Below are 13,488 nucleotides of genomic sequence, written 5' to 3'. Positions count from 1 at the left end.
ATTACATGCCACCCTTTCCCAAGAACCATAACCCTATGCCGGCCAGACAGAAAACACAGCTGACCAGGGTAAATACCGCCACGACTTTCGTTTCTTTCCAGCCGCCCAGTTCAAAATGATGATGGATCGGCGTCATCTGGAAAACTCTTCTTCCTCCGGTATGCTTGAAATATGCAACCTGGATTATCACTGACAGCGCTTCACAGACATATAAGCCGCCTATGATAACCAACAGAATCTCTGTATGAGTCAGCAATGCCAATGCCGCCACTGCACCGCCTAATGCCAGGGATCCGGTATCCCCCATAAACACTTTGGCAGGATGATGGTTCCACACGAGAAAGCCCAGACAGCTACCCAAAACGGCTGCCGCAAACAGACATAGATCCCCTTCGCCTGCCTGCCAGGCTATATACGAATATGTCAGCATAACCGGTATGCTGACACTGGAAACCAGTCCGTCCAATCCGTCCGTCAGATTTACCGCATTTGTGGTTCCTACCAGAAGCAACAGTACAAGTACGTAATACAGCCAGCCCGTATGAATCGTAACAGCGGTTCCCGGAATCCATAAATCCGTTCCGGACGCTCCCGCATGCTGCTCCACATAATAAATATACGCCATTGCCAGCGCAATCTGCAGGGCCAGTTTCTGTTTTGCAGTAAGACCCAGATTCCGCTTCATTACAACCTTGATATAATCGTCAAGAAAACCGATCAGTGCATGCCCGAATGTCAGCACAAATGCAATTATGATCAGCGGCGTAAAACGGTTCCAGACCAGCATCGCGATAAACAAACCGCACAGCATCATGATGCCTCCCATGGTCGGCGTGCCGCTTTTTTTTATATGACTGGCCGGGCCTACGTCACGAATGCTCTGCCCAAACTTCAATTTATGAAGCGCCGGGATTATCACCGGTCCCAACGCTGCGCATACAACCAGGGCGGTAAATAACGCCCCCAGGACTTGCATGCCCGTAACATCCATACTGTACACCATACTTTCCAAGATATTTGCAGGAAATATCATATATTCCTGGCATTCCCAGACAATTTACAAATAATTGTTCTGTGAATCCTGCAACAATTTACCTCTTACTTTTTAAAAACCAGGTCAATGATTCCCGACACCTGCATGGAATGAGAACCTTTCAGCAACACAATGTCTCCCGGCTTCAGGATTTCAGTCAGCTTTTTAGCCGCGCCCTGCCGGTCTGCAAAATGGAAAGCCGGAACGCCTTCCGCCGCAGCTGCATCCACCGTTGCTTTTGTTTCTTCCCCATATCCTAACAGGATATCAGTTTTTGCTTTGGCTGCCATACGTCCCACACTTTGATGTGCTTCCGCAGCGGTGTCGCCCAGTTCCAGCATATCCGCCACCACCGCAATGGTACGGCAGGGTGACTGCGCGCTCTGCTTCAGTCTTGCCAGCGTGGCAAAGGCCGCCTCCATGGAAGCAGGGCTGGCGTTATACGCATCGTTAATCACGGTATAACTTCCAAAATGAAGCAGTTCCTGCCGACTCCCAGTCAGTACCGTTCCCTGCAATGCAGTTTTTATATTATTTAATTGTACACCAAAATGCCTGCCTACTGCAATAGCCGATAAGGCATTCATTACATTATGTTCGCCGATTTGCGGGATAAAAAACTCTGCCGAACCGTCCGCCGTTTTGCAGATAAAACGGCTTCCGTCCGCCGTAATCTCTACATTTTCTGCCCGCACATCATCTGCTTCGGTAAACCCAAACCAGCTTACGCCGGTATGCAATTTTTTCTCCATGGCACGTACTCTGGGCAAATCCCCATTCAGTACCGCAAAACCATCAGACGGCAAATCTTCCAGAATTTCACTTTTCGCTTTTGCAATATTATCCAGACTACCCAGTTCTCCTACATGGGTAGAACCCACGTTGGATATGACGGCCACATCCGGGCGGGCAATGGCGCACATGGCTTTGATCTGGCCCAGGCCACGCATACCCATCTCCACCACCGCGATATCCGTATCCGGCTGAATTCCCAACAATGTACGGGGCAAACCGATTTCATTATTGAAATTTGCCTGGGTCTTCACAACGTTATATCGGGAAGCCAATACTGTCGCCACCATGTCCTTCGTTGAGGTTTTGCCGTTGGAACCGGTGATTGCCACAACTTTCAGACTGGGAAATTTCATGCGGTACGCATGGGCAATATCCTGATACCCTTTTAAAGTGTCTTCGACATAAATCACCGGAATCCCTTCCACGTCCACCTTCCGGGAAGCGAGAATTCCTGCCGCTCCGCTTTCCGCTGCTTTTCCCGCATAGGCATGACCGTCAAAGTTCTCACCCTTCAGTGCGATGAACAATTCGCCCTTTTTAATGGTACGTGTATCTGTATTGATACCGGTAAAATCCAAATTCCCCGTAAAGGTGCATTTGCCACCCGTAGCGGCTACAACTTCCTGTAATGTAATCATGCCTGTTTTCCTTTCCAGTATTCTTCTACTACTTCTTTATCATCAAAATGAATGGTTCTGTCTTTCAGTATCTGGTAGTTTTCGTGTCCCTTGCCGGCAATCATGATTACGTCGTTGTCACCTGCATGGGCCAGCGCATAGTGGATTGCTTCTTTCCGGTCCGCAATTCTTGTTACCGTTTTCCCTTCCGGCACCGGTTTCAACGCCACCTCGATTTGGTCGATGATCTTTTCCGGATCTTCGCTTCGCGGGTTATCCGACGTTACAACCACGTCATCCGCTAACTGCAGGGCAATGCCTCCCATAATGGGGCGCTTTTTATTATCCCTGTCGCCGCCGCAGCCGAACACAGCCCAAAGACGGCCTTTGGTAATCAGCCGCGCCGTATTCAGCACATTTTCCAGCCCGTCCGGCGTGTGGGCGTAATCCACGATTACCGTATACGGTTGTCCTGCTTCCACCAATTGGAAACGACCCGGCACCCCGGCAAAACCGTTCAGCACTTTTTCAATTTCCGATTTATCTATTTTTTCTGCCAGTAACGCGCCTACCGCGCACATAACGTTGTAAACATTGAACTTGCCGGTAATGTTTAGGTGCAGATCCATATCCCCTGCCGGCGTATGCAGGCACAGATGCATGCCTTTGGCTCCCACTTCGTACGCAATCGGACAGATATCGTTTTCTTTTCCCATGCCATAGGTAAGATAAGGCGCTTTCGTCCGCGCTTCAATAATCTTACTTGCCGGTTCGTCCGCATTAAACACCGCCGTTTTGTTTGATTTTTCACCATCCGTCAAATGTTCAAACAGGAGGCTTTTGGCATCCCGGTAGGCTTCCATGGTTTTATGAAAGTCCAGATGATCTTCTGTTATGTTGGTCAGCACCGCCGTATCATATTCAATACCGGCTACACGTTTCAACGCCAACGCGTGAGAGGAAACTTCCATCACCACGTACTGGCAGCCCGCTTCTTTCATACGATATAAAAACTTCTGCAGATCGACCACATCCGGTGTGGTATTGTGGGACACGACGGACTCCTCGTCAATCAATACGTTGATGGTTCCAATCATGCCGCATTTATAGCCTGCACTTTTCAATACCTGTCGGATGATATTGGTACTGGTAGTCTTACCGTTGGTTCCGGTCACACCGATCATGCGCATGGTTTTACCGGGGTAATCAAAAAAGAACGGCGCAACGATTTCCATCGCCTCGCGGACATCCTTAACCTGCAACAGCGTGAGCCCTTCAGGAATTTCGGAAGGGACATCTTCCACCAGCGCAGCCGCTGCTCCGGCTTCCGCTGCTTTGGAAAGAAATGTATGACCATCTACATGGACACCCTTTAACGCGATAAACAGACTACCCGGTTGCACAACGCGGGAATCTGCCGTGATATCCGTAATGGTTTTATCCGCACCTCCTATTACATTGGCTTCCGGCAGCAGATCAATCAATTGCCGCAATTGCTTCTGCATAATCAAATCCCCCTTTTCGGAAATTCAGTTTGTATCCGGTTGTTTTTATCCTCCCGGTTCCACAGTATCCCTTAAGGAGACGCTGATTTAATGAGTTTGTGTGATGACCGAGGGCTTTTTGCGGCTGGCAAGGAAATGGCCCGAAAGCGTAGCCGTAGCTACGTTGAGGGACATTGACGCAATCAGTCACAAAAAGCACCGGTCAGCGTGCAGACGAATGAATCAGCGTTTCCTTAAAAGTAAAGGCAGCCTGTCCAGGCTGCCTATCAAAACTCTTCTTTCTTCCTTACTCAAAATTTTAAAAGGCTATGATAAGCGCAAGATCTGTTACTATCTTCCCTTAGCTATAACCTATTGACTGACGGCTTTTACATAAATGTTGCTGCGGGCCACTTTCATACCAAGTTGCTTTTCCGCAATGGACGTAATCCGTTCCGGTCCCTTCAGCTGATCTACCTCGATTTTCAGTTCCGCATTCCTTGCTATCAGCTGAGACTCCTGCGTCTGCAGAGCAATCAGATGATTTCCTGCCGAAACCAGGGCAGCGCTGCGCATAACCGTTACAGCGTACATGACCAGTATAAATCCCACCGTAACAAACAGACGGCGGCGGAACAGTTTATAATTGGCCTTTCGGATCCGCTGGCGGCGTTCCTGAAGTTCCTTCAGCTCTCTGAGCCGTTCCTGTTCCGACTGTGCCCATTGTTCTTCGTAATTATATTTTCTTGCTAACATCGTAAGCCCGCTTTCATTTTATGATTTGATTCTTTCGGTTGAAGAATACTTATTTGTAATAAACAACACCACTATATTTTTTCCGCAAAACGCAGCCTTGCACTGCGTGCCCTTGGATTCATTTCTATTTCCTCATCCCCGGGAACCAGATTTCCCGGTTTGCCGATCAGCGGTTTTCTGCCACAGACACAAGGCATATGAGGCGGACAGACACAACCTTTGGCCAGCTGCGCCAGCTTTTGTTTTACGATCCTGTCCTCCAGCGACTGAAAGGTGATGACGCCGATTCGCCCTCCCGGTTTCAATGCGTTCACCGCGTCTTCTACTACCTGGTCCAGAATGTTCAATTCGTCATTTACTTCGATCCGAAGCGCCTGAAACGTCCGTTTCGCTGGATGAGGACCGTCTTTACGGGCACCTTTGGGAATCGCTTTTTTGATAACTTCTACCAGTTCGCCGGTAGTATGCAACGGTTTTTTCTGCCGCTCTGCAACGATAAACTGCGCAATCCGTTTCGCCCAGCGTTCTTCCCCGTACCGCCAGATCAGACCGGCCAGTTCTGCTTCGCTGTACGTATTCACGATGGTATCCGCGGTCAGTGCAGCTTCCTGGTTCATCCGCATGTCCAGCGGACCTTCATGCATGTAAGAAAAGCCCCGTTCCGGCATATCCAGCTGATAAGAAGAAACCCCCAGATCGAACAGGATACCTGAAGCACCATTTATTTCAAGCTTATGGAGTACGCCTTTTAAATCCTTAAAATTTGATTTGACAATATCCACCCTGCACCGGGCGTTTTGCAAGCGTTCTGATGCCGCAGCCAGCGCATCGTCATCCTGATCGATTCCGATCAGCCGGCCTTTTTCCGACAGGCGGGCAACAATTTCAGAAGAATGTCCCCCCCCGCCCAGAGTACAGTCCACATAGATACCGTCCGTGTCTGTAACAAGCCAGTCTATGCATTCTTTCAGAAGAACGCTTACATGAGAAAAATCCATAACCGCCTCGTCAAATGTCAAGATTCAGGTCATCCAGACCTTCTTCTATCATCTGTTCCGCAGCAGCATTCCGTGCCTGCCACCGTTCTGCAGACCAGATCTCCGCCTTGTCGCCAACACCGACAATCACAGTATCCTTACCGATACCTGCGTGTTCCCGCAGGCTGGCACTCAACAGCACACGCCCTTGTTTATCGCAGGAGAATTCATCAGCGCCGGAAAAGAAAAATCGTTTAATATCCCGGTTCGTTTTCTGTCCCATGGACAGCGCGTTCAATTTATCCGAAAACAGCTTCCACTGTTCCTCATCATATATCATCAAACAATGATCAAAGCCCTTGCTGATAAAAAAGTGTTTTCCCAATGCATCCCGCAGTTTGGCAGGAATGAAGAGACGACCCTTGTCGTCCAGAGAATGCCTGTATTCACCCAGAAACATTTCCTCCACCCCATTTCCCCACTTTTCACCACTTTTCACCATTATACAGACTATTTTCCTATTTTGCAATACTTTTATTGATGTTTTTTGAAAAAAGAATGAATTTTTATTTCCTGTCTTTTCCTTTTTTTACAACAATGCTATAATAGCAATGCAATAAAATTTCTACGAGGTGAATAACATGGAAGTAAAAGACGTTAAAAATGCTGCTGATGTAATTACGGCAGACACCAATATTATCGAAGCCGTTCAGGCACATCCGGAAATCATGCAGGTATTTGCCGATTACGGTCTGGGCTGCATCGGCTGTATGGCTGCACAGTTCGAAACCATCGGTGAAGGCGCCGGTGCTCACGGACTGGATGTACCCGCCCTGATCAAAGACATCAACGAATGCATCAAGGCAAACGCAGCGAAATAATATGTTAAAACAATATAAAAAGGCGGTTACACCGGAAAAGGTGTAACCGCCTTTTTATATTAAACGATACTGTATTAAAGACTCTGTTCAGTTATTGGAAGATTCTCCTGAAATCAGAGTCGTTCCAATCTGTCTTCCTTCTGCCTCGGCAACAGGAATAACGGCACGTATTCGATGATCATATTGGAATTTTCAAGTCCGAACCACTGGAACGGGTTACCGCAGATGCGACGGATCAGGTACTTGGCACGGATCAGCAAATCATCCACTTCGTCAATGTCGCCTTCCTGCGGCATCGTTTTTCGAATCATACAGAATTTGAAAGAACCCACATCAGAAGGCGCATAGATGGAATGCCGCTTGTTCTGTTTCGGCAATTCACCCGTCGCAAGCAAATCGTGCACAACCTGTCTGAGATAGATATTGACACTGGGCCTTACCTTATAACCGAGATACAGATTCACACGAAAGATATAATCTGTTCCAAAGGTTTCCACTTCGTATTGTTTTTGATAGGGATCATTCGTCGTATTGACGCTGATAAACCAATAGGCATCTGCCCGTTTCGGATCTTTGTCCAGAATCGAATACAGGATATCCCGGTCTATTACTTCGGTTTCGTCTCCTTTGACCAGATAGACCACATTGTTGCTGCATAATGGGATGGACTCATCGTTCTGCAGTTTTTTAATGGAATCCAAATGCTCGCGCATATTCAAAAAGATATTCTGCTCCTGCTCGATTTCTGTTCCCCGATACCAGGCGATCATGATAAAAAGGACCATCAGGGAAATGATAATCGCGACATAGCCTCCCACTACAAATTTTCCGAGGCTTGATATGAAAAACACACCCTCGAGAGCAAAGAAAATCACACCGAATACCGCCGCAGCCACCGGGTGTTTATGAAGCACGCCGATATAAACACAAAACAGGACCGTCATCATCAGCATACTGATTGTAATGGCCAGACCGTATGCATTTTCCATCCGGGACCCGCTTTGGAAGTAAAGGACTACCAGCACGCAGAAGAACCACAAGATATTATTTACATAAGGGATATAAATCTGCCCTTTCGTATCTGACGGATACTGCACGTTTAAATGAGGCATAAGGTCAAGGCTGGAAGCTTCACGCACCAGCGTATAGCTTCCGCTGATCAGAGCCTGGCTGGCGATGATTGCGGCCAGCGCACTCAGCAGAATCGCCAACGGCCGCATTGCTTCTGGAAGCATCATATAAAACGGATTGAGATCTTCCATCACCTGTATAATGGGATTATTCTGATTTTGAATGATCCAGACGCATTGTCCCATATAGTTTAAAATCAGACAGATTTTAACAAACGGCCAGCTGATGAAGATATTGCTCCGGCCCACATGCCCCATGTCCGTATACAGGGCTTCCGCACCGGTGGTGCACAGAAACACGCTGCCCAAAATCAAAAAGCCCGCCTTGTTGTGAGGACTGAACAGGACTTGTAAAGCATAAACCGGATTTAAGGCCTTCAAGATGGAAAGATCGCCTAGGGTCAGCCAGATTCCCGTGACGCCCAGAAACAGAAACCACACCATCATGACCGGCCCGAACATCTTGCCGATAGAACTGGTTCCGCTCCGCTGGATTATAAACAGAAGACTGATAATCGCCAGCGTAATCACGACCACCAGATGCTGCCCGCTACCGAGAAAATCATTCACGGCATCGATACTACGCAGCCCTTCTACGGCCGTTGTAACGGTAACCGCAGGGGTCAGGACACCGTCGGCCAGCATGGTACAGCCGCCGATCATAGTAGGAATAATCAGCCATTTTCCGCAATTGCGGATCAGACTGTAGAGCGCAAAGATGCCGCCTTCACCGTGGTTATCGGCCCGTAGCGCAATCAGCACATGCTTTACTGTCGTCAGCAGAGTGATAGTCCAGATGACCAGCGACAGGGAACCCACGATAAAATCCTGATCCACGTTGGTAATCCCACCGTTGCCTTCGACGATGGATTTCATAACATACATGGGGGACGTGCCAATATCGCCGTAAACTATACCGAGTGCTACCAGGAACATCCCCAAGCTGAATTTATGTTTGTTCTCAGCCTCAATCTTTTGCATGATTTCCCCCAAAATTTTTATTATATACAATAATTTAGAATATTTGATTTTGACTATTATAACACAAACAATTGCATAAGTTAAGCTTACGGCGGGAAGTACATGAGTTATACTATATTTTGTAAAAACATAAATCTATACCGGTCCATATGTGAATTCTTATTCTTTGTCAGACAGTTCTTCCCATAATTGTCTGATCGTCTTCTTCAGGATCGGATGTACCGTCTCTGGCGCAATCTGCGCCAGCGGACGCAACACAAAATCCCGGTTCTGCATGTCCGGATGGGGAACCTGCAAACCCGGCAAATTAATAATCTGGTCTTCATACAGTAACAGGTCTAAATCAATATTCCGTTCACCCCAGCGGCGGATACGTTTCCGTCCCATCTCCCGTTCAATCTGTAATAAAACCCGGAGAAGTTCCGTGGGAGAACAGTCTGTTTCTATTTCCGCAACCGCATTCAAAAAATCCGGCTGATCAGTTACGCCATAAGGCCTCGTCGCCATAAAATCAGAAACCTTGCAGACGGTTACGCCCTTTTTGGCTAACCGTTGCAGGGCTTCTTTCATATTATTTTCTTTATCGCCCAGATTGCTTCCCAACGCAATATAAATTGCCATTTCACACCTTACGGATCGCTTCCAGCATACGGATCAGCCGCACGTTTTCCTTAACGTCATGCACCCGAACCAGACTGGCGCCAGCATAAACTGCGGCAGCAGTCACTGCCAGGGTTCCTTCCAGCCGTTCTTCCGGAGGAAGAGGCTGTGAAACTCCCAGCACATTTCCAATTGTCGTTTTGCGTGACGCCGCCAGCAACACCGGCCAGGCGTTCACGGTCAGCGCGTTCAGATTCTGCATCAGCCTCAGGTTCTGTTCATCGTTTTTGGCAAAGCCGATGCCCGGGTCCAGAATGATTTTATCCGGACCGATCTGCCGTTCCTGCAAAAGCGCAGCCCTGTTCAACAGGAACTCCGTCACTTCCTGTACCACGTTCTTATATTCGCACTGCTGCTGCATATCTTTGGACGTGCCTCTGCGATGCATTAAAATAATGGGCGCTTTGGCTTCCGCCACCACATCCATCATCGCATCGTCTGCCGTCATGGCGCTGATATCGTTGATGATATCGCCCCCGCACTCCAAGGCTTCCTTTGCCAATTGAGCGCGATACGTATCTACAGACACAATACTTTCCGGAAATCTCTTTTTGATTTCCGCTACCGCAGGCAGGACCCGCTGCCGTTCTTCCTCCGGGGTAACCGGATCACTGCCGGGCCGGGTGGATTCTCCGCCGATATCTAATATGGCAGCGCCCTCCGCCAGCATTTGTTCCACCTGTTCCAGCACCGCGTCAACGCTCTTTTTACGTGAACCGGCATAAAAGGAGTCCGGCGTCACGTTGATGATGCCCATCACCTTTACGGAATCGTAATGCAGTAAGCGCCCGTCTGCCAGTTTCGTGCTTTTGGGAACGGCAGCAAGATACGTTTCCAGATCTGCTACCATATCCGGTATGCCGAAATAGGGCATCTGCTTCAGCTTATAGACCAGCGTTTTATAATGCTTCGCATTGCCAAGCAGCAGGATATCCACATGGGGAACCGCACAGGTAATTGTCGTTCCCGGCGTGGCGCAGTCGCCTCCTGCCGCCAGCATTTCCTGCTTGATGATGTTAGCCGCCGGCGTCCTGACATGCAGCACCTTCAGGGGCGTTATTTTTCCTTTGCCCAGCATGATGGCCACGCTGGGCTTATATACGCCCAGATGTTCCATTTCATAACGCAGCGCGTCCTGGTTGACTTCGTACAGCATCATTTCCACCCTTTTTCCACGCAGGCAAACGCATTATGATTGTGAATACTTTCAAAGCTTTTTACCGTCGCCCGATACCAGCTGATACGGGAATCCGCCTCCAGCCGCAGAGCGATCTCCCGCACTGCGTCCTCTACAAAACGGGGATTGTCATAGGCTTCTTCCGTCACAAACTTTTCATCAGGACGTTTTAACAATCCGTACACCGGAGCACTGGCACCCGCATCAGCCATTTCCGCCAGTTCCTCAATCCAGACAAACTCACTGGCTTCAATCTCCAAAGACGCCACGGCCCGCTGGTTATGAGCTCCATAGGCGCTGATTTCCCTGGAACAGGGACACAATGTCTGAATGGGCACCTGCACTTCGACCTTTTGGGTAAAACGGGTTCCTTTTTCCATCGTATACACACAATTCAAGTCCATGACAGAACTCAGTCCGCTTACCGGTGCTTCCTTCTGGATAAAATAAGGAAATTCCAGCTTCAGGAATGCCCGGTCGGCCAGCAGGCTTTCCTTTAAGTCATCCAGCACCTCTTCCAGTGCGGAAAGATTGACGATATCCAGCTTCTGCAGGCACTGTACAAAGCGGCTCATATGAGTACCCCGCAGGTCTTTCGGCAAATCCACCGCCACGGATACCGTGGCCACCGTATGCTGCTCCCCTTTCTGCCGGTCGCGCAGCACCAGAGGCCAGCGCAAATCGCTGATACCCACATGTTTCAGCGGGATATTGCGGCTGTCCTGTTCCGACTGCACATCTTTCAAAAACTGTTTCTTTTTTTCTAATGCCTCATTTAACATAATTCACCTTCGTAAAATTCTCCGCGGTATATGCAGCCGCTGGTCCGGGTTTCCCATACTTCCACTTCATACAGGCGCCGGTTTTCCGCATATAACGGTTTGGCCAGCTGATCCCAAACCCAGATTGCAATGTTTTCCGCGCTGGGATTGGGAAGTACATCGTTCAGCAGCTTGTGATCCAGCTTACGCAGTACTTTCGTCTGCACGATTTTTTTCAGCAGGGAAAAATCCAGTACCATGCCTTCCATATCCGGACGCCCGTCCACTTTTACCACCAGTTTATAAGTGTGCCCGTGCAAGTGCTCGCACTTCCCGTTATAACTGGGAAGATAATGGGCCGCGTCAAATTCAAACTCTTTCAAAACGATCATGGTGCCTCCTGTAACTGTTCAGACAAGATATATCCATTTTTTCATCTGTTATCAAAAGCAGAATTGTTGAAGTCCGCTGCTTATTTATAATTCATACTGCGAATTCAGTTTGCCGGAATGAACCGTCGGCGTCAGGCTTAGTCCGCCAAAATCCGGCTGCTGGCGGAAGGCTTCATATGTCACTACTGCCACCGCATTGGACAGGTTCAGGCAACGTGCTTTGGGATCCGGGATCATGGGAATGCGAAGGCACTGCTCCGGAAATTCTTCGTGGATCCAGTCCGGCAACCCGGAAGTTTCCCTGCCGAAGACCAACAGGCTGTCCGGATCATAGTGCACTTCAGTATAACCTTTCGCGGCCTTGCTGGTCAGAAAAAATATAGGATTATCTTTATACGCTTCAAACAACTCGTGAATGTCATCCCAATAGTCTATCTTAAGCAGATGCCAGTAGTCCAGCCCTGCTCGTTTCAGCTGCCGGTCATCCGTCGAAAAGCCCAGAGGACGGATCAGGTGCAGATGGCAGCCTGTTACTGCACACAGACGAACTACGTTGCCGGTGTTAGCCGGAATCTCCGGCTGGTATAAAACGATATGCATGGTCAGGCCTCTTTACTTTTTGCGTTTTTCATTTTTATGTTTTTCATTTTTACGGTTTTCACTTTTATATTTTTCATGTTTAGGTTTTTCATATTTATATTGTTCCAGTTTATTGCGTTCCTTCATTTTCTTTTCATACAGTTTTTCCAGCTCTTTTTGCTGTTTTTTGTGGTCCGTCCACATTCCTTCCGGTTCCTTATCCGGGCAACGCAGCATCAGCTGATGCGTGTTGATGACTTTTTCCGCATATTCGCCGCCCATGGCCCAGGTCCAGTTCAGGCCGGACCATTTGGTAATAAGCCCATTCTGCAGACGAAGATTATGCGCTTTTTCATAACGGGGATCTATCAGTTTTGTTTTAGGTAAGTCATGGCTCGTATACGCTAACAGGTGCTGGATATGGGCCCGCACACCCTCCCGGGTCGTTTTAAATGCAGCTCCCTGGACTCCGTTACCAACAGTCCCCAATCCGCAGAAATTGTGTTGCCAGGGTTCCACGGCACCACCGAAATTAAAGTAGCCTGTCTCCAGCAAAGCCTGGGATAAGGCCATGTCCGGACGGATACCTTCCCGTTCCGCTTCTTCCCAGTACAGGTCCACGATTTCTCCCACGCTGCAGCCGATGGGCAGATTCTTATTGTTTGCCACAATCAGCTGGGCCGCCTGCTTTTTGGTAGCCTCCGCCTTACCCTTGATGGTAATATCTTTATAGCCTTTCGGCAAAATGTAAATGGCGTTCAGATTCCGTTTGGCCGCTGCGGTCTGTTTCGTTTTAACCCCACGCTTTGTATCCGTCTTGTTTCCCTGAGATACCTGTGTCCCGCTGTTCTTTTTATTTTTTATTTCCGTATTGCTGCCCTTGGCAGCTTTATTTTGCTTCGTATCATTCTTGTTTTGACCGGCGCCGGGAACAATCGCCCCCGGACGATCCCCCATTGTAACAACCGGTTTCCCTCCCCGGTTGGCAGAAGCAGTACGAGCCGCCTGACCCGGAACAGGAAGCAGCAACAACGCAACTGCTACCGCACAGGTTATCTTCGTCATTTTTTTCATTGCTTTTTCTCCTGACTCTTTCCGTGTTTTCTTGATTTAGATATTATGCTTATATTATATAATTATATTCCAAATTTCACCTGTCTGTAAAGTTTTATCCTGACTAGAAATGTTCCCCGCAACATCTGACAGAATAACGTTGGATATGTTATAATACTATTACGAAATCATAGTATTATGATGTCATAAAG

The 13,488-nt window shown here is 48.4% G+C and carries 14 protein-coding genes; 1 reads left to right on the top strand and 13 read right to left on the bottom strand.

Features of this window, described 5'->3' with window-relative positions; all coding sequences use genetic code 11:
- Window position 1: 1 nt before the first annotated feature.
- The 6 genes from mraY to mraZ form a co-directional block, all read right to left on the bottom strand.
- A complete protein-coding gene (gene mraY / locus QZV31_RS04075; protein WP_366508688.1) occupies window positions 2–991 on the bottom strand; it encodes a phospho-N-acetylmuramoyl-pentapeptide-transferase in 990 nt (329 codons plus the stop codon).
- Between the two features lie 107 nt (window positions 992–1,098).
- The gene (gene murF / locus QZV31_RS04070) at window positions 1,099–2,466 is read right to left on the bottom strand and encodes a UDP-N-acetylmuramoyl-tripeptide--D-alanyl-D-alanine ligase (RefSeq protein ID WP_295358402.1); all 1,368 of its coding nucleotides are present in this window, start codon (window positions 2,464–2,466) and stop codon (window positions 1,099–1,101) included.
- The gene (locus QZV31_RS04065; RefSeq protein ID WP_295358401.1) at window positions 2,463–3,950 is read right to left on the bottom strand and encodes a UDP-N-acetylmuramoyl-L-alanyl-D-glutamate--2,6-diaminopimelate ligase; all 1,488 of its coding nucleotides are present in this window, start codon (window positions 3,948–3,950) and stop codon (window positions 2,463–2,465) included. The genes murF and QZV31_RS04065 overlap by 4 nt, the downstream gene beginning before the upstream one ends.
- A 351-nt stretch (window positions 3,951–4,301) precedes the next feature.
- A complete protein-coding gene (locus QZV31_RS04060; protein ID WP_093730665.1) occupies window positions 4,302–4,685 on the bottom strand; it encodes a septum formation initiator family protein in 384 nt (127 codons plus the stop codon).
- 71 nt (window positions 4,686–4,756) lie between these two features.
- Window positions 4,757–5,683, bottom strand: coding sequence for a 16S rRNA (cytosine(1402)-N(4))-methyltransferase RsmH (gene rsmH, locus QZV31_RS04055; protein ID WP_295358398.1), 927 nt, complete (start codon window positions 5,681–5,683; stop codon window positions 4,757–4,759).
- Window positions 5,684–5,693: 10 nt separating this feature from the next.
- Entirely contained in the window at window positions 5,694–6,164 is a 471-nt protein-coding gene (gene mraZ / locus QZV31_RS04050) for a division/cell wall cluster transcriptional repressor MraZ (RefSeq protein ID WP_295358396.1), read from the bottom strand.
- A 139-nt stretch (window positions 6,165–6,303) separates the two neighbouring features.
- Between mraZ and QZV31_RS04045 the strand changes: the two genes are divergently transcribed.
- Window positions 6,304–6,543, top strand: coding sequence for a DUF1858 domain-containing protein (locus tag QZV31_RS04045; protein ID WP_093730667.1), 240 nt, complete (start codon window positions 6,304–6,306; stop codon window positions 6,541–6,543).
- Between the two features lie 113 nt (window positions 6,544–6,656).
- Here QZV31_RS04045 and QZV31_RS04040 read toward each other — a convergent pair whose 3' ends face one another.
- The 7 genes from QZV31_RS04040 to QZV31_RS04010 all read right to left on the bottom strand — a co-directional run bounded on the left by QZV31_RS04040 (window position 6,657) and on the right by QZV31_RS04010 (window position 13,297).
- Window positions 6,657–8,654: a KUP/HAK/KT family potassium transporter gene (locus QZV31_RS04040; protein WP_295358393.1), complete on the bottom strand. Its 1,998-nt coding sequence runs from the start codon at window positions 8,652–8,654 to the stop codon at window positions 6,657–6,659.
- Between the two features lie 159 nt (window positions 8,655–8,813).
- Complete coding sequence (gene folK / locus QZV31_RS04035; protein ID WP_295358391.1) at window positions 8,814–9,275, bottom strand: 2-amino-4-hydroxy-6-hydroxymethyldihydropteridine diphosphokinase; 462 nt, start codon at window positions 9,273–9,275, stop codon at window positions 8,814–8,816.
- A 1-nt stretch (window position 9,276) separates the two neighbouring features.
- Window positions 9,277–10,473: a dihydropteroate synthase gene (folP, locus tag QZV31_RS04030; protein WP_295358389.1), complete on the bottom strand. Its 1,197-nt coding sequence runs from the start codon at window positions 10,471–10,473 to the stop codon at window positions 9,277–9,279.
- The gene (folE2, locus tag QZV31_RS04025; RefSeq protein WP_366508687.1) at window positions 10,470–11,237 is read right to left on the bottom strand and encodes a GTP cyclohydrolase FolE2; all 768 of its coding nucleotides are present in this window, start codon (window positions 11,235–11,237) and stop codon (window positions 10,470–10,472) included. The genes folP and folE2 overlap by 4 nt, the downstream gene beginning before the upstream one ends.
- A 29-nt stretch (window positions 11,238–11,266) precedes the next feature.
- Window positions 11,267–11,644 carry a 6-carboxytetrahydropterin synthase QueD gene (gene queD, locus QZV31_RS04020; protein WP_093730671.1) on the bottom strand — a complete coding sequence of 126 codons (378 nt, stop codon included), beginning with the start codon at window positions 11,642–11,644 and terminating at the stop codon, window positions 11,267–11,269.
- A gap of 84 nt (window positions 11,645–11,728) precedes the next feature.
- On the bottom strand, window positions 11,729–12,244 hold the full coding sequence (locus QZV31_RS04015; RefSeq protein WP_366508685.1) for a tRNA (cytidine(34)-2'-O)-methyltransferase: 516 nt from the start codon (window positions 12,242–12,244) through the stop codon (window positions 11,729–11,731).
- Between the two features lie 12 nt (window positions 12,245–12,256).
- Window positions 12,257–13,297: a glucosaminidase domain-containing protein gene (locus QZV31_RS04010; RefSeq protein ID WP_295358385.1), complete on the bottom strand. Its 1,041-nt coding sequence runs from the start codon at window positions 13,295–13,297 to the stop codon at window positions 12,257–12,259.
- Between the last annotated feature and the right edge of the window lie 191 nt (window positions 13,298–13,488).

It is taken from the genome of uncultured Succiniclasticum sp. (genome assembly GCF_902793885.1).
Taxonomy (GTDB): Bacteria; Bacillota; Negativicutes; order Acidaminococcales; family Acidaminococcaceae; genus Succiniclasticum.
Note: the sequence above shows the minus strand (reverse complement) of the source record. Positions and strands in the feature narration are given on the sequence as shown.